Source organism: Mucilaginibacter sp. OAE612 (assembly GCF_041806395.1).
Taxonomy (GTDB): domain Bacteria; phylum Bacteroidota; class Bacteroidia; order Sphingobacteriales; family Sphingobacteriaceae; genus Mucilaginibacter; species Mucilaginibacter rubeus.
In genome coordinates this window covers 4,008,922-4,023,170 of record NZ_JBGMUW010000001.1, presented here as the reverse complement: position 1 = coordinate 4,023,170, position 14,249 = coordinate 4,008,922, and the positions used below count along the sequence as shown (strand labels likewise).

22 protein-coding genes are annotated in these 14,249 nt (G+C 38.7%); 14 read left to right on the top strand and 8 right to left on the bottom strand.

Features of this window, described 5'->3' with window-relative positions; genetic code table 11:
- The first annotated feature begins 5 nt into the window (after positions 1–5).
- The 4 genes from ABID99_RS16720 (at position 6) to ABID99_RS16705 (ending at position 3,105) form a co-directional block, all read left to right on the top strand.
- Entirely contained in the window at positions 6–470 is a 465-nt protein-coding gene (locus tag ABID99_RS16720) for an RES family NAD+ phosphorylase (RefSeq protein ID WP_167516197.1), read from the top strand.
- An 83-nt stretch (positions 471–553) separates the two neighbouring features.
- Positions 554–1,798 (top strand): hypothetical protein, encoded by a 1,245-nt coding sequence (locus ABID99_RS16715; RefSeq protein ID WP_090523743.1) that lies wholly within the window; start codon positions 554–556, stop codon positions 1,796–1,798.
- Between the two features lie 274 nt (positions 1,799–2,072).
- On the top strand, positions 2,073–2,669 hold the full coding sequence (locus tag ABID99_RS16710) for a hypothetical protein (protein WP_090523746.1): 597 nt from the start codon (positions 2,073–2,075) through the stop codon (positions 2,667–2,669).
- Between the two features lie 145 nt (positions 2,670–2,814).
- Positions 2,815–3,105 carry an RNA-binding protein gene (locus ABID99_RS16705; RefSeq protein WP_090523751.1) on the top strand — a complete coding sequence of 97 codons (291 nt, stop codon included), beginning with the start codon at positions 2,815–2,817 and terminating at the stop codon, positions 3,103–3,105.
- A gap of 282 nt (positions 3,106–3,387) precedes the next feature.
- Here ABID99_RS16705 and ABID99_RS16700 read toward each other — a convergent pair whose 3' ends face one another.
- From ABID99_RS16700 to ABID99_RS16685, 4 genes are all read right to left on the bottom strand, one after another.
- Complete coding sequence (locus ABID99_RS16700) at positions 3,388–3,735, bottom strand: hypothetical protein (protein WP_090523753.1); 348 nt, start codon at positions 3,733–3,735, stop codon at positions 3,388–3,390.
- Positions 3,736–3,952: 217 nt separating this feature from the next.
- On the bottom strand, positions 3,953–4,465 hold the full coding sequence (locus ABID99_RS16695; RefSeq protein WP_090523755.1) for a GNAT family N-acetyltransferase: 513 nt from the start codon (positions 4,463–4,465) through the stop codon (positions 3,953–3,955).
- A gap of 1 nt (position 4,466) precedes the next feature.
- Positions 4,467–4,667: a hypothetical protein gene (locus ABID99_RS16690; protein WP_090523758.1), complete on the bottom strand. Its 201-nt coding sequence runs from the start codon at positions 4,665–4,667 to the stop codon at positions 4,467–4,469.
- A 5-nt stretch (positions 4,668–4,672) separates the two neighbouring features.
- Entirely contained in the window at positions 4,673–5,374 is a 702-nt protein-coding gene (locus tag ABID99_RS16685) for a S24 family peptidase (RefSeq protein ID WP_090523761.1), read from the bottom strand.
- Positions 5,375–5,580: 206 nt separating this feature from the next.
- Between ABID99_RS16685 and ABID99_RS16680 the strand changes: the two genes are divergently transcribed.
- A complete protein-coding gene (locus ABID99_RS16680; protein WP_373614413.1) occupies positions 5,581–5,775 on the top strand; it encodes a hypothetical protein in 195 nt (64 codons plus the stop codon).
- 67 nt (positions 5,776–5,842) lie between these two features.
- Positions 5,843–6,259, top strand: a complete 417-nt coding sequence (locus ABID99_RS16675) for a hypothetical protein (RefSeq protein ID WP_373614412.1) — start codon at positions 5,843–5,845, stop codon at positions 6,257–6,259.
- Positions 6,260–6,351: 92 nt separating this feature from the next.
- Here the strand turns inward: ABID99_RS16675 and ABID99_RS16670 are convergent, their stop codons facing one another.
- Positions 6,352–6,660, bottom strand: a complete 309-nt coding sequence (locus tag ABID99_RS16670; RefSeq protein ID WP_373614411.1) for an alpha/beta fold hydrolase — start codon at positions 6,658–6,660, stop codon at positions 6,352–6,354.
- A 133-nt stretch (positions 6,661–6,793) separates the two neighbouring features.
- Complete coding sequence (locus ABID99_RS16665; protein ID WP_091163246.1) at positions 6,794–7,132, bottom strand: hypothetical protein; 339 nt, start codon at positions 7,130–7,132, stop codon at positions 6,794–6,796.
- A 197-nt stretch (positions 7,133–7,329) separates the two neighbouring features.
- Between ABID99_RS16665 and ABID99_RS16660 the strand changes: the two genes are divergently transcribed.
- Positions 7,330–7,665 (top strand): hypothetical protein, encoded by a 336-nt coding sequence (locus tag ABID99_RS16660; protein ID WP_176623330.1) that lies wholly within the window; start codon positions 7,330–7,332, stop codon positions 7,663–7,665.
- 171 nt (positions 7,666–7,836) lie between these two features.
- Positions 7,837–8,199, top strand: a complete 363-nt coding sequence (locus tag ABID99_RS16655) for a helix-turn-helix transcriptional regulator (RefSeq protein WP_090523778.1) — start codon at positions 7,837–7,839, stop codon at positions 8,197–8,199.
- 108 nt (positions 8,200–8,307) lie between these two features.
- Here ABID99_RS16655 and ABID99_RS16650 read toward each other — a convergent pair whose 3' ends face one another.
- Together ABID99_RS16650 and ABID99_RS16645 are read right to left on the bottom strand one after the other, a co-directional pair.
- The gene (locus ABID99_RS16650) at positions 8,308–10,542 is read right to left on the bottom strand and encodes a tetratricopeptide repeat protein (protein WP_373614409.1); all 2,235 of its coding nucleotides are present in this window, start codon (positions 10,540–10,542) and stop codon (positions 8,308–8,310) included.
- 206 nt (positions 10,543–10,748) lie between these two features.
- Entirely contained in the window at positions 10,749–10,970 is a 222-nt protein-coding gene (locus ABID99_RS16645) for a hypothetical protein (protein ID WP_139159906.1), read from the bottom strand.
- Between the two features lie 311 nt (positions 10,971–11,281).
- Between ABID99_RS16645 and ABID99_RS16640 the strand changes: the two genes are divergently transcribed.
- The 6 genes from ABID99_RS16640 to ABID99_RS16615 all read left to right on the top strand — a co-directional run bounded on the left by ABID99_RS16640 (position 11,282) and on the right by ABID99_RS16615 (position 14,183).
- Entirely contained in the window at positions 11,282–11,872 is a 591-nt protein-coding gene (locus ABID99_RS16640; protein WP_373614408.1) for a TetR/AcrR family transcriptional regulator, read from the top strand.
- A gap of 4 nt (positions 11,873–11,876) precedes the next feature.
- Entirely contained in the window at positions 11,877–12,260 is a 384-nt protein-coding gene (locus ABID99_RS16635) for a VOC family protein (protein ID WP_229701616.1), read from the top strand.
- A 39-nt stretch (positions 12,261–12,299) separates the two neighbouring features.
- Positions 12,300–12,581, top strand: a complete 282-nt coding sequence (locus tag ABID99_RS16630; protein WP_090523789.1) for a YciI family protein — start codon at positions 12,300–12,302, stop codon at positions 12,579–12,581.
- 106 nt (positions 12,582–12,687) lie between these two features.
- On the top strand, positions 12,688–12,903 hold the full coding sequence (locus ABID99_RS16625) for a hypothetical protein (RefSeq protein ID WP_373614407.1): 216 nt from the start codon (positions 12,688–12,690) through the stop codon (positions 12,901–12,903).
- 129 nt (positions 12,904–13,032) lie between these two features.
- Positions 13,033–13,248, top strand: coding sequence for a hypothetical protein (locus ABID99_RS16620; RefSeq protein WP_090523794.1), 216 nt, complete (start codon positions 13,033–13,035; stop codon positions 13,246–13,248).
- Between the two features lie 185 nt (positions 13,249–13,433).
- Complete coding sequence (locus ABID99_RS16615) at positions 13,434–14,183, top strand: outer membrane beta-barrel protein (protein WP_373614406.1); 750 nt, start codon at positions 13,434–13,436, stop codon at positions 14,181–14,183.
- Positions 14,184–14,249: the final 66 nt, after the last annotated feature.

Sequence of the window (14,249 nt, the reverse complement as noted above, 5' to 3'; positions counted from 1 at the left end):
ATCTTTTGAACGTTTACCGGATAAGTCAAACCAAATATGCCCATGACCGCAAAGGCTCAGGAATTGACGGCCGATGGAATTCATTGGGACAATATATGATCTATACAGGCGGTTCATTGGCTCTTTCATGCCTTGAAAAACTGGCGCACTCGCCTGGCACTGCTTTATATGCAGGTGATTTTTCGGTTATTATATTTCAGATACCGGATAACCTGCCTGTTTTTGAAATCACTGTAAACAAACTCCAAAAACTTAATGCCAATTGGCACAAGGTAATTAACTACCCGGTTACTCAATTGCTTGGCGATACCTGGCTTCGTAAAATGGAAACGGCCGTATTAAAAGTACCATCGGCAATTATTGACCTAGAATATAATTACCTGCTTAATCCGGCCCATCCCGATTATAACAAAATAACTATCAGCAGTGTAAATAAGTTCACTTTTGATCCGCGGCTTAAAGCTCAATAAAATCTTGTACAAACAAATAACTTAAATAATTATTTTATAATTGCACGGATAAACCTTTACTTTTCCTGCATCGAATAATTATAATGGGTATTAATAAAACAAGCATTTTAATTTTTGCAGGCCTGCTCATAAGTATCAGAGTACACGCCCAGGATAAAAGATACATCCCGATAGGGCACACTAAATATAAAGATACAATACTGGTTACCCATCCCGATACCACTTTTGAAAAAGATATATTTGACGTTATAGGATCCATTTTTGGTGAAAGCAAGAAGCCCGGCAAAGTTGATTCTGTAACTTCAAAACCGGTAATATCAATTATTCCGGCTATAGGTTACACTTTACAAACAGGGCTGGCGGGTACTATATCAGGCAATGTGATTTTCAGATTAGCACCCGATACCCGGATCTCCACCATAACAGTAAACCCTGCCTACACTCAAAATAAGCAGGTGATCGTCCCCATCCAATCAAACATATGGTCGAAAAATAATAAATATGATTTTATAGGCGATTTCAGGTTTTACAAATATCCGCAAAGCAGTTTTGGCTTAGGCAGTAATTCTGACAGGGATAATGAAAATCCCCTGGTTTATAGTTTTTTTCGTTTTCATGAAACTGTTTTGCGCAATATAACCGGAAATTTTTACGCCGGTTTGGGATATATTTTTGATGACAGGTGGAATATGTACGAGAAAGGGCAGTTAAACGGAAAAACGTCCGACTATGAAAGGTACGGCCCTGTTAGCCGCGCTATATCAACCGGGATAACGTTTAGCGGGCTCTATGACAGTCGCGATAACCCGATCAATGCGTCGCGCGGATTTTACACCTCGTTACAGTACCGGGATAATTATACTTTTTTAGGTAGTACAACTGCCTGGCGCTCTTTAATTGTTGATGTGCGCAAATACTTCAGGTTTCCGGAAAGCTCGGATAACGTGCTGGCCTTTTGGTCATATAATTGGCTGGTAATTAATGGACGGCCGGCATATCTCGATCTGCCCGCTACAGGGCACGACCCAGGCTTTACTACCGGGCGCGGATACATACAGGGCAGGTTTAGAGGGGCGCAAATGGTTTACCTTGAAAGCGAATACCGGTTTAAAATAACCCGTAATGGTTTACTTGGAGGGGTAGCTTTTGTAAACGGCGAGTCGTTTTCGGCGGCGCCGGGTACGGCTTTGCAAACTGTGCAACCCGGTTTTGGGGCCGGTTTAAGGGTTAAACTAAATAAGGTATCCAAAACAAACATAGCCATTGATTATGGTTTCGGGCGCGAAGGGTCAAAAGGCTTGTTTATTAATGTGGGCGAAGTGTTTTAATTGGCCGATATTGATTTGATTAACAGTATGTTGCCTGTAATTTGTATTTTAATTTTTACATTTTGGATGGTGAAAATTCCTGAAAATAGGCCGTAGCTTGTCTGTTTTTTGCATTTTTATTAAAAGTGCATTACCGCGCGTAAACCGGCAACTTTAGCATGACTATTGACGTATATTCATATAAAAGTTAAAAAAAGTTAAAAAATTAATTCGTTTAACCATATTTAATGAAATTTGTAATTATTTATTGCTATGTTTATTTGCCAATAAGCCTATGATACGTACCAGTTTTACTAAATGGTTTGTTTTACTAAGTTTATCCATCTCGGTGGCTTTAACTTCCTGCCAAAAAGACGAGGAAGTGAAAGATATCAGCGCGGTTAAAACATCAGGCAGTAAGGACAGCGTATCGTCAGTAAACATTATCAATACTCCGGGTAATTTTCTTGCAGGCAAAGGTACTTTAAAAGTTACCATCGAAGATTCAACTTACACTTTCGATGCCAGCCAGGATTCAATTGCATTCATAAACGTGCATAATGGCGATAACAAATACTTTGGCATCACAGCGATCAATAAAGCGCATAACATGAGTTTTGGCATCAGCTCGTTAGGATTGGCTTCTGTGAAAACCAGCAGCGACGTAGCCGGAAGTCAGTTTTTGTTTAAGGTTGATGAAAAAAAACCTTTGCTTCAATATACCCTGACCAAATATGCCGGACAACAGGATTTTGGTAAGATTGATATAGATCAGTATAATCACGAAAATATGATTGCTAAAGGTACTTTCTTTACCTTTTTAGCTAAAGACGATAAGTCTGACTCTCCTTTTTACCGCGTTGAGGGAAGCTTCGAGCTACAACTCAAATAAAATCCGGTTCTGTTTTTAACATTGGTTTGGAAATTTTACTCAGTAATATGAAGGTAAAAAAGCCATTACCTAATCATCATTAGTGCCGGGCGAGGCAGGAATCCGGCTCTTTTTTTGTACCTTTACGCAAATTTTAAAAACATTGATGAAAGTATTTATTGCAGGTCTTCCTTTAGAAGTAGATGAGGCCGAATTAACAGCTGTTTTTGGTGATTTTGGGCCGGTTAAATCGCTCAGGATTATTAAAGATCGCGAAACAAAAGAGAGTAAGGGTTTTGGTTTTGTGGAGATGGTTAACGAGGATGAAGCGAAAGAAGCGATACGTTGCATGAATGGAGCAAGTTATTATGGCCGCAGGATCACGGTTAACGTAGCCGAAGATAAAGGTCCTGGCTTTAACGGCGGTGGCCAAAAAGGTGGCTTCAGACGTAATTAATACCAACTAAAACATTATTCTTCTTTTTTAAAAATATTAGCCGGCTTAGTCCGGCTTTTTTGTTTTTGGTGATGTCGGATTTTATAATTTAAATTAATTTGTTGCTTTCCAAACAACAGCCCTGAAATTGATCTGTTTACGTGCGCAATTTAATGGGTACGTGCTGCCGGCCGGGACTTATTATTACGTGGTTGATCTTAAAGATGGTAAGAAACCGCTGTCGGGGTATGTAACACTTTTAAAGTGATATATGCGAGCCGGCGCAATTAAGTAACTTATTGTTTATGATGCTTGTGCCAGTGAATTGTTAACATCGAGGTTACTAAGTAAGTTGTCAAGCTTGAGGTTAAATTCTTTCAATTTGATATCGCCTTTTTCAAAAGCCCCTGTTAAGCGTGTTAACTCCTGTTCAATACTTGTTACAATGGTATTGTTGGTATTGGCAGCATTCTTTTGCAAATCTTCAATTACTTCTATTTTATGTTCTGCAGCTTTAAGCAGGTATAGCTGTTGCACATCGGCGGTTATATGACTACTATCGCCAGCTTTTGTGTTTTGCCGTTTGTTAAATTCAACTAAAATTATGGCAGCAATAATAGCCGCGATTACCAGTATCATGATAGGTTCCATCTTCTTCTCTTTTATTACAACTTTATCACTCCGGCAGAGGCCTGCGGTTTATAATTACTATAAATATAATTGAATAAAGAATAAACTAAAAAGCTATTGTTGATAAAATGCCCATTTGTGAATAACTATTGAGAAATGGTTGTAAGTTTTGTGTAAATATGTGAAGCTTTAAATAGATGGAAACAGGTTAGCCATGCCGGATAGCTGTTGTAATTTGTTATTGTTTGCTATTGAGCCGCTTTTCGTAGCACAAAAAACTTAAACCCGGCCTTATATCCAGGCTAATTTCGCCGGCCAAAACATAGCCCAGCTTTGGGAATAGCTTTTGCGTTGCCATGTTCGCAGTATTGGTGTCAATTCGTAATGTATTTATTCCTCGCTGTATAGCTTCATGTTCGGCCTGCTTGAGAAGTGCTGTGGCGACGCCCCGGCCCTGGTAGTTAATGTTTACAGCAAGCCGATGCGTAACTATAGCAGCTTCACCGATATCAAGCCCGGCCTGCGCATATTCTGCATCCTGATCGGTAGTTAGGGCAGCCACACCCGCAATTGCTCCTGTAACTTCGGCCACCCAAAGTTGGTTAAGGTTAATGTCATCTGTAAATACTTGTTTATTGGGATAGTCGTCATTCCATTGAAAATTACCTGCTGCTTTCATGCCAGGTATTACTTCAGCTACAAAAGCTAATATCTGGGGTATATCATTGAGGGTAGCCAGCCGGATTGTCATTTTATCTGTCAAATAAATTGTAATTAAAAATAGGGAAGTGTTTAAGATATGATAGCTTGCCTTTTGTAATAATGATCAGCTTATTTCGCCGTAGGGTTTTTATACGGTTTTCGGTATTCATTTTATAAGTATGATAACTGGTCACCGGGCAGGTAATAATGGCGGTAGAATTTGTTTTTCTTTTAACAAATTCTACCGCCATGCGGGTTAATGGTTATGCTTTTTGTGGATATCTTTAACAAGGCAAAGTTTTTTGATGTCGGCTACTTTTATAATAAATGGGGCATATTTAAGCCGGTTGCCAACCATCTCGGTTGTATTATCTGAATGTGCAATTACTTCATCAGGGCTATCCCCTGCAAGCAGGCGTTTATACATGCGGTAATCTCCCCACTCAATGTAATAAACCTCGCCGGGTAGGATCTTTTTGTCATGAATTATTTTTAGTGCAACCCAGCAGCCGTTTTCAAGGTATGGATACATGCTGTGCCCCCAAACCGGAAGTGCGAAATCGCAGTCCTCAATGCCCGGGAAATTCATATGACCAACAGGCTGTGAATCATTAATGTCGTTATATACTTCTACGCCTGAAGCGGTTGCAGAAATTTCATACATAGGTATGCCCTCACTGTGTTTGGATACAGGCTTTGATTCAGGAAAATTCTGTGTTTTATCTCCTGCTATGTAGTCTTTGTATTTTTCTTTGAAAATACGGAGTTTTTCTGGATCTATGTTCTGTCGGCTCTTTATTATTTCAGTGATCGAGCTTGGTGAATTAAAGCCTAACGCTTCAGCTAATTGAGCATTTCCGTTAAAAGCTTTTCCCTTAAGCTGATTATAAAGTATGATGAACTCCAATGTTTCGGGCCGTACAATCTTTATTTTGTTTGGTTTTATCTCGTTTTCCATGGATGAAAATAATTTAAAGATTTTTCTTGATTATAATAAAGATTATTCTGTATATTTGTTTCGTTGATAATTGCTAATGTAAGTCAAATTATTCACAAATCAAAATGATCGGTTCGTTTTATAAAGAGTATTCTTTTAGTGAAATACAATGTTCTGTAATTTAAAATCAAGAAATAATATCAATAAATAATCAATATCATACTACCATGCATATAGCATTTTCGGCCTTGCGGCAATTGACAGGAGGTAATAACAATCAAGATAGTCGGGATACTTTGAATGAACATGAGGCTTTACAGCGCTTTGAGGGTTACAAAACTGCATGTGAAAAATATAGAAATGAAATTGCTGCTATCCAAAAGTATATGCCGGGATGGATGCCCGTTTTTAAACGGTCATAACCTGGTTGCAGGTATTGCGGTCTAAAATGCTCAATTAAAATAATATGAAATCAATACACTAATTATCATGATAAAAATTTCTCAAAAACTTAAAAGCCAGCTTTGGTGGCTTATTATATCGGTTGATTATGATTACAGCCGGATAACTATTGCCGAACACGATATTACTGATGAAGTGCTTACTTTGTGGCTGGAGGATAAACAGGATTTTAAAAACTCAATTGATGAATGCCTTCAGGTAGATATCCGGATCCGTGACCTTGCCCGGATCATTAAAGCCGAAAATCTGAATAGTTACGAGGGTGCCAAATTACACCCAACCAAAAACTTTGCCTACAAGGCCCGCATCGAAATTAACACCCCCTTGCAATGGTATAAAGAGGATGCCTCGTCACCCGAACAGCAATGGACCCGCGAAGCTGTATTAAAAGCTTTGCTTACACAACTTGTAGAAGAGGGTGCAGCAAGCGATTATACTTATTAAATTAGCTATAAAATATGCTATTTGGCATTTGTTACATAGTTGACCGTGTTGTTAAAATTGCTTTAAATACTGTTTAACAGGCTTGAAATCATTCACCGTCCATGAGTTGCGGTTTTTCTTGATTGGCCATAACCAGGCAAATCAATCGTAACAACCCGGTATTTATTACCAAAGTATTTTACCTGATTGTTGTTAAAGTAGCTTTTGTCAATGCGCCATCCATGTACAAAAAGCAATGCGGTATCACCTTTACCCGAATCTGTGTAAGCAATGTTAACTTCATGGTTGCTGATTTTTACAGCAGACTTATCAACAGCGTTTTTGTTTTTCGGGTGCTGGGTGTAGGCATACCACAATCCAATTGAGGTTGCCAGTGAAAACAATGCGGGTAACTTTTTCATACAGACCGATAATTATATGCAGCAGTTTCGCTATATAAATATCCGTTTATGAATAGGTTGCGGCCAAATGTTTAACTTATTTTAACAAAGTAATATTATTGCCTGAAGGAAGGCCGGCATGCAGGTCCCGAGGCTATTTTACTTTTACCAGCTGTTGTTCTTTTTCAATATGCTCAACAAGCTCCAAATCTTCGCTAACAGCTTCGGCTTCAGGACTTGCATAGTTTAGTTTGCGGAAACGCCACTGGGCAAAAGCAGGTTCCTGGAAGCGGTTTATCAGTTTAAAAAATTTGGGGAAATTGTGTACTTCTTCCAACAACAGGCCGGTTACAATACCATTGTTATCAAGTATTTCGCGTATGGTGTATTCCTTATCTTTGGTGATCCAAATCTCAAAGTCCTGTCGTATTTCAGCCATCTTTTCAGGATCTATTTTGTCGTTTATACAAATTACCTTATCGCCCGGTTTCATAATGATCGCAATTTTATGTGTCTCTTTTGTTAAGAGATTGTGAATGTAAAGGTCGGCTTTTTATGCGTATTTTAAAATTTGTGCAGAAGGATTTTTGTCGTAGAGAAATATTTGAAAAAAGTTTTAAATATTATGCAACCTTATTTTATTGGCTTCGTATTAAAATGTATAATGAATGTTTAATATCAGTGCTTTATATGGATTATTTTTATTTGTTTATGATAGCGGGGCTCGGACTGGTATTTGTTATTTTACAGTTTGACAAGCAACAACGCAGCAGGGTTAATTTATTGCTGAAAAACGCGAATGATGTGCAGCCGTTACTGATGAAACGATGCATGGATCAAAAAATAAGTAAAATTAATGCCGGGCTCAGTGCTGATACCTGTCATATGAATATTCGTAACGATGCGAAGCAAAAAATAGGGACAAACCTGCAACAGATAGCAGATGAGTACCATGCAGGAAAGATCAGTTTGCCGGTTTATAATGATAAGCTTGGCGAGCTGCTTGAAAATTTAGGAAATAAATAATTTATGGTTTAACCTGAGTTTATTTTATTGTCATATATAGTTTTTGTTGGTTAGTTTTACTTTAAGGTCATTTGCTGTTGGGGCATTTGACCTTTTTTGTTTTGGGTGCTTATTCAATAAAGTAATTATATATTGCATGGATAAACAAAATGATTATTATTGCAGTCACTTATGTCTGACGAAGCGATTATAAAACGGTTAAAGGTAGTTGTAAAAGAGCACGGCGGCCAGCTGGGGCTTGCCGGGGCCATTGGTGTTGATCAGGGTTTCATTAGCAAGGTGATCAACAAAAAGCAGGATATTAGCTATTATCTTATCCGGAAGCTCTGTTTTCAGCTTAAATACTCGCCCGAATGGCTTATTCTTGGTACGGGCGAAAAAATGATCAATAAACCCGAATCGGCCAAGCTTATTACCGAAATACAAATGATGCGTACCGAGGTTGATATTTTACAGGCCCGTATGCGCGCCTACGAAATGGAATTGAAAGAGCTGCGCGCGCAATTACATATAGAAGATAAGAAGGCGGTATAACCACTCCAAATCCGCGTAAATGTAAAAGCCCCTTTCGGGGCTTGATTGTTATTTATAGATCAGTTAATAGTTACTTATTATACGAGTATTGTAAATGAAAAGTTATTGTTATTTGCAATATTTTATAATAAAATCAGATGCTTCTTTTACGCCCATACTTAAAGCTTTATTCATATCGGCGCAGCCGCCCGTTCTATCATCAAGGGCTATTTTTGCAAGCCCCCTTTGTAAATAGGCCCGGCCATTTTTCGCGTCAAGGCTTATAGCGGTATTACAGTCTAAAATTGCTCCGTTCAGATCTTTTAAATTTATTTTGGCGGCAGCCCTGTCAATATATAGATCAGGATTGTTAGGGGCAAGTTTAACCACGGCTGCAAAATCTTCTTTCACTCCCTGGGCATCCCCGAGATTACTTTTAGCAATACCGCTATGTGAGTAAGCTTTTACATTGGTATCGTTCATATAAATGGCATTATGATAATCATCGGCAGCGCCGGCATAATCCTTCATAGCCATTTTAGTATCGCCCCTGATTAAAAAGGTTTCGTCGTTTGAGTAAATTGACACGGCACGGTCGAGATCAGCGAGGGCGCCTTTATAGTTTTTAAGTTTGGCTTTTACAAAACCCCGCGCTTGCCATACTAAAGCCGTTGAATCTGATAATGAGTCAATTTTTAGTGCGTTGTTCAAATCGGCTATGGCGCCGTTGTTGTCTTCAGCGTCTGCTTTGGCCAGGCCCCGCTTCAACAATAGCGTTATATTTTTAGGGGCTTTTAGTACACCGGTATTATAATCGGCCATGGCCCCTTTGGCATCGCCGGTGGCGGCTTTTGCTTCACCCCGATAAAGGTAAAAATCAGCATTTGCAGGGTTAAGTGCTATAGCCTTGTTAAATATTTGTACGCCATTGTTAGTGTATTTATAAAAATTATTGATTTTACCCAATCGTGAATAACCATTTTGTTGTTGTGGGGCAATACTGATCAGTTTTTCGAGGTCATTTACAGCCGCGGCATAATCGCCCAGTTTGCTTTTTTCAATGGCCCGGTTTAAAAAGGCGTAAGTATAAACCGGGTTTATAGCAATGGCCTTGGTATAGTCGTTAATAGCAGCTAAGGGAACCCCCAAATCGCGATAAGCATCGCCGCGCGACAGGTAAGCTTCATCACTTTTACCGTTCAGGCTGATTGCTTTTGTTAAATCGGCAATCACTCCCGCGGTATCTTTCATGGCCATTTTAGCTTTGCTCAAGGTTACGTAAGCACTTATGCTGTTGGGGTTTATTTTAATTGCCGAATCGGCATCAGCTCTGGCGCCTTCGTAATTGCCTAATGCCAGCTTTGAAAATGAACGACTTTGGTATGCATCGCCGTTTTTGTGGTCAAGGGCAATGGCTTTGTTAAAATCTTCCAACGCGGCATTATTATCTTTTTTGTCGCTTTTAATAATTCCACGATAAAGGTACAGATTTGCATTCCGGGGAAATTGAGCAATTGCCTTGTTGAAATAATCAAGAGCGCCATTTGAATCGCCCAGGCTGCTTTGGGCATTGGCCATGTAAAGCAAAAGGTTTTTAAGGTTGGGGTTGATAGCGGCCGCTTTTTTATAATCATCAACCGCGCCTTTAAAATCATTTAGTTTTGCCCTGGTATTTGCCCGATAAAAATATGCTTCAGCGTTATCGGGATTAAGCGATAATGTTTTGGTATAATCAGCAATAGCGCCATTATAATCGTTTATGCTGGCCTTGCTGCCTGCCATGTATTGATAGATTTCGGCGCTGTTAGGGCTTAGTTTAACAGCCATATTATAATCAGCAATGGCCCCGGTAAAATCGTTATTATTGTTTTTGGCCAGGCCCCGGTACTTGTAAAGATCGGCGTTGTTTGGTGTAAATTGAAGTGCCGTGGTAAAATCGGCAATAGCGCCGGTATAATCGCTCATGTTACTTTTAGCATTGCCTCTGTAGTGGAACATGTCTGGAGTTTTTGGTCCCAGCGCTATCGCACGGTCAAAATCAATAATGGCCGCCTGATAGTCTTGCATGGCAGCCTCTGCATTGGCTTTATACAGGTAGGCGTTGGTCAAATCGGCTTTCAGGGCAATGGCCTGAGCATAATCATTAATAGCTGCTTTATAGTCTTTGAGGTTGCCATATGCATTGGCCCTGTAATAAAAAACGTCCGCGTTTTTGTTGTTTAATTCTATAGCACGTGTAAAATCTTGTATGGCATCTTTGTAATTCCCTACATTGGCTTTTGAGTTTCCCTCCTGAATATACTTACTTGCTGTTTGGGCAAGTGAACATAGCGGCAAAAAAAGCAGAAATAGAATTTTTTTCATGAACACGGCAGCGGTTTATCAAATATCAATAAAAAACTGTTATTGACTATGGCAAAACTTATACCATCATTAAATATCTAAAACTAATAAGAAAGGAGCGGGGGGGGCAGTGGGCATTGGGGGTAAAATTGGGGCGTAAAAGCCCCAATTTTAAAGAGTTTAATTACAACCGGACAGGAATATTCCTTTATTTTTTAATCAATGGATCAGGAAAAAGAAGCTTCGTTCGTTCTGTCCTGATTCCGTTTTTTTCCATATGCTATTGCGGCTGTACAAAGCGCAATGCACACCAATAATGCTACCTCAATTACAATGTGAATTACCGGAACCTTCCCAGGGAAGTTTGACAACAAAATACCTGCATCCGGAACCAACAGACCAACAAGCGGGAAGCAAAAGAACATTCTTAATATTATTAATTTTTCCATAATTATTAACATTTAGTATGACAATGCTAAGGTACGTATTATTTATTTGTAATTTAAATAAAATTGCATTCATTTAATTGAAACCTTCAAAACCAGCCGGGTAACTATTTTGAAGGCATCTTTATAAAATGCCTCTTCATTTTTTAGTAATTATTAATTAAGTGATGATAGAACATTGCATTCCCGGTTATTGTTTTAACGTTCGTGTTTTTTTTAGATTTTTTTAGGATGATACAAGTTTTTAGCCTATATCCGAAAGGAATAAAAATAAATTTTTAAATAAGCGAACGCTCACTTATCTTTGTGTTGAAATGAGGCCACGTGACGGACATAAAGAATACCAAATACGCCAGAAGGCGATAGAATTGATAGTGGCTGAAGGTCTTGACGGTTTTGGGGTGAATAAGCTTGCGCGGTCGGCAGGAGTGTCACCAGCTACCATCTATATCTATTATAAGGATAAAGAAGAATTAATAAGCAGTATTTGCGTTGGTGTAGCCGAAAAGATGATGACTTTTAGTCTTCAAAATTTTTCGCCTGATATGGATTTTGCAGATGGGCTGAGGGTACAATGGCGCAACCGTCTCGAGTATTTCATGCAATGTCCGTTAGATATGGAGTTTATTGAAATTATGCGCTATACACATTTTTATGAAAAAGTAACCGCTATGCTTACCGTTAATTTTGGGCAGGTACTGGGCGCATTTATGCGTAATGCAGAAGAAAAGCAGCAATTGATGCCACTGCCTTTTGAGGTTTATTGGGCAGTAGCATATGCGCCGCTTTATCAGCTCATCAAATTTCATAACCAGGGCAACAGCTATGTGAACAGTAGTTTTAAATTGGATGATAAACTGATGGAACAAGCACTGGGGTTGGTTTTAAAAGCATTAAAGCCCTAATAATATGTCAGCAACAACTATTAAACTTAATCATGTTAATTTGCCGGTGACCGATGTTGCCGCCTGCTCCGAATTTTTTGAGCAATATTTTAACTTTAAATGTACCGGTGTAAAAGGTAATAATATGCTGGCCGTAATGGAAGGCAAGGATGGTTTTATCCTGGTGCTTATGGCTGATACCTTTAACCGGAATGGCAATAACAGTTACCCCGATGCTTTTCATATCGGTTTTTTGGTTGACAGCCATGAACAGGTTGCCGAAGTTTATGACCGGCTGGTAAAAGGGGGAGTAGCTGTAACGCAAGCTCCTGCGCCTTTGCGTGGTGGCTATGGGTTTTATTTTAATGCTCCGGGTAATATATTAACAGAGGTTACTTGTTTAGCTTAATCAGTTTAATAATTAAGTATTAAATAAAATAGTCAACTTATGGTACATGCATCAGCCTATAAAGACCCGCATCACGTGATGCTTTTTTTTGAAGAGATTGGCAGCCTTGCGGATAACGAACAATGTTTAGTTGATAGAAATGGTTATTACGCTGACCTTAAAAGCAATGGCAAAGTTGTTATAAGCGGTAGTTTCTGGAACCAGGATAAAAATTTTGTAATTGTTTCTGTATCAGACGATGATGAGCTTGTTCAGATCATTGAAAACGATCCTGCAATAAAACAAAATGTACTTGAATTGGTAAAAGCAATGCCTTTTTAACCCTTTTTTAGGGTGAAAATACGTAGTGTAAAATGGGTTAAAATACGGGGTGCGTGGAGCTTGTATATCCGTATACTGCACAATATTTTTGTGTAAACGGATGCCCATGGAGCCTTTTGAACTAAGAGTTAATAAGCGGACTTATAAAATTATACCTTCGGTTGTTAATGAAACTACCTTCAGTGTATTAAACTACTCGGCTTTTTACATCATAACCCGGTTAACAAAAGGTTACTGGGAAATTATTGAGCATCGTTTTGGAGATCATCTGATCCCGCTGCAGGAAATAGGCCGCTCAATTGAGGAATATTATAAACTCTGATGCCGTTTAAATCTATAAAAGCTTAAATTAACCATATCGAAAATATTTATTGCTTTTTAATAAATATTATTTTTTTTATTGCTTTCTAAAGTGTTAAATTAGACGTATTAACTGATACCTTAAAATATTATGGAAAAATTAGCAATTTTAAGAATGTTTGCCGGCTTTCCATTGTTCGGCTTATTACTGCCTGATATTTCTACTTTTATAGTTGGCCGTTTTCAAGATATTTCGCCGTTTCATATATACATTGAATGCTTTTTATTTCTTTTTATAATTGCTTGTACATTGGGCATAGCCTATATCCGGAAACTTGGCGACAGGCCTGGTTCGCAGTTGCAATAATAAATTACGGGCCTCGGCCGGTTACCCGTAGTTTTTAACATTAATCATTATAAACCAAATATATTGTTTAGTACCCTTAAAGCCCTGTTGCCCGGTTTATTTAGGCCGGGCTTTTTTGTGGCTTTACATGTTATGAAATTAATTTACTGTTCGGGGTTAACTTTTTTTTTTATTTTTACGGGTAAATGAACCCTAAACACCATTATCTAACTTCTACCCGTAAGGCGCACTTACTCCTCATGAAAAAATCAGCTGTCTGTTTTAAGATATTTTTAATAGTTATACTGTTTTGTTGTTTTAATGCTGCTATGGCCCAGCATCATTCAAGCCGGGCATTAACATATGGTGGGGGAGGCAGCGGCGCTGTTAATTTTAGCGATGGCTGGGGCATAGCCGCAGGTACAGGTGTCGATATTCCGCAAGGTAACTTTAATTATACCTTTAAACCTGCCATTAATTTTAATGCCAGCGTTTACAGGTTCTTAGGCCCTTTTACAGCAAATCTGAGCGTAGGGTACATGAATTTTAAGCCCGATGAATATTTAATTTCAGAAGAAGTTGAAGGTACCGGCTCAACTGCAAATACGTATTATGCGGATATGCCCGTAATTGCCGCGTATGGCGGTGCTGCTTATAATATTGATATAGCCGATAACTTCAGGGTATATGGCGGCGTGAACTTAGGGGTATATTTTACTGATTTTGCTGTGGGGTATGAAATTGATGGCGTAGATCCATTTGTTTATGATAAATGGTCGCATTCATTATATTATGCTCCTAAGGTAGGGGTAATATTTCCGATAACTCCTAAATTAGGGATCAGCATCGAATCAAAATACAATTTCTTTTCCCAGAAACTAACTTTGGGTGATGTTTCGGGAAAACAAAACTGGAACTCGCTTTCGCTTGGTGCCGAACTGGTTTTTAAATTTTAAATTGTTATAAATAATAGCATAACAATTTACAGCCCCTGGTGTTATCAATCTCAATTTATTGATATT

Coding starts and splice junctions, on each gene's coding strand:
- ABID99_RS16650 (WP_373614409.1), bottom strand. CDS start 10,542: ATGAAAAAAATTCTATTTCTGCTTTTTTTGCCGCTATGTTCACTTGCC.
- ABID99_RS16640 (WP_373614408.1), top strand. CDS start 11,282: ATGAGGCCACGTGACGGACATAAAGAATACCAAATACGCCAGAAGGCG.
- ABID99_RS16630 (WP_090523789.1), top strand. CDS start 12,300: ATGGTACATGCATCAGCCTATAAAGACCCGCATCACGTGATGCTTTTT.
- ABID99_RS16620 (WP_090523794.1), top strand. CDS start 13,033: ATGGAAAAATTAGCAATTTTAAGAATGTTTGCCGGCTTTCCATTGTTC.
- ABID99_RS16615 (WP_373614406.1), top strand. CDS start 13,434: ATGAACCCTAAACACCATTATCTAACTTCTACCCGTAAGGCGCACTTA.
- ABID99_RS16695 (WP_090523755.1), bottom strand. CDS start 4,465: ATGACAATCCGGCTGGCTACCCTCAATGATATACCCCAGATATTAGCT.
- ABID99_RS16670 (WP_373614411.1), bottom strand. CDS start 6,660: ATGAAAAAGTTACCCGCATTGTTTTCACTGGCAACCTCAATTGGATTG.
- ABID99_RS16660 (WP_176623330.1), top strand. CDS start 7,330: ATGGATTATTTTTATTTGTTTATGATAGCGGGGCTCGGACTGGTATTT.
- ABID99_RS16700 (WP_090523753.1), bottom strand. CDS start 3,735: ATGGAACCTATCATGATACTGGTAATCGCGGCTATTATTGCTGCCATA.
- ABID99_RS16645 (WP_139159906.1), bottom strand. CDS start 10,970: ATGGAAAAATTAATAATATTAAGAATGTTCTTTTGCTTCCCGCTTGTT.
- ABID99_RS16710 (WP_090523746.1), top strand. CDS start 2,073: ATGATACGTACCAGTTTTACTAAATGGTTTGTTTTACTAAGTTTATCC.
- ABID99_RS16675 (WP_373614412.1), top strand. CDS start 5,843: ATGATAAAAATTTCTCAAAAACTTAAAAGCCAGCTTTGGTGGCTTATT.
- ABID99_RS16655 (WP_090523778.1), top strand. CDS start 7,837: ATGTCTGACGAAGCGATTATAAAACGGTTAAAGGTAGTTGTAAAAGAG.
- ABID99_RS16690 (WP_090523758.1), bottom strand. CDS start 4,667: ATGGCGGTAGAATTTGTTAAAAGAAAAACAAATTCTACCGCCATTATT.
- ABID99_RS16665 (WP_091163246.1), bottom strand. CDS start 7,132: ATGAAACCGGGCGATAAGGTAATTTGTATAAACGACAAAATAGATCCT.
- ABID99_RS16635 (WP_229701616.1), top strand. CDS start 11,877: ATGTCAGCAACAACTATTAAACTTAATCATGTTAATTTGCCGGTGACC.
- ABID99_RS16705 (WP_090523751.1), top strand. CDS start 2,815: ATGAAAGTATTTATTGCAGGTCTTCCTTTAGAAGTAGATGAGGCCGAA.
- ABID99_RS16715 (WP_090523743.1), top strand. CDS start 554: ATGGGTATTAATAAAACAAGCATTTTAATTTTTGCAGGCCTGCTCATA.
- ABID99_RS16680 (WP_373614413.1), top strand. CDS start 5,581: ATGCATATAGCATTTTCGGCCTTGCGGCAATTGACAGGAGGTAATAAC.
- ABID99_RS16685 (WP_090523761.1), bottom strand. CDS start 5,374: ATGGAAAACGAGATAAAACCAAACAAAATAAAGATTGTACGGCCCGAA.
- ABID99_RS16625 (WP_373614407.1), top strand. CDS start 12,688: ATGGAGCCTTTTGAACTAAGAGTTAATAAGCGGACTTATAAAATTATA.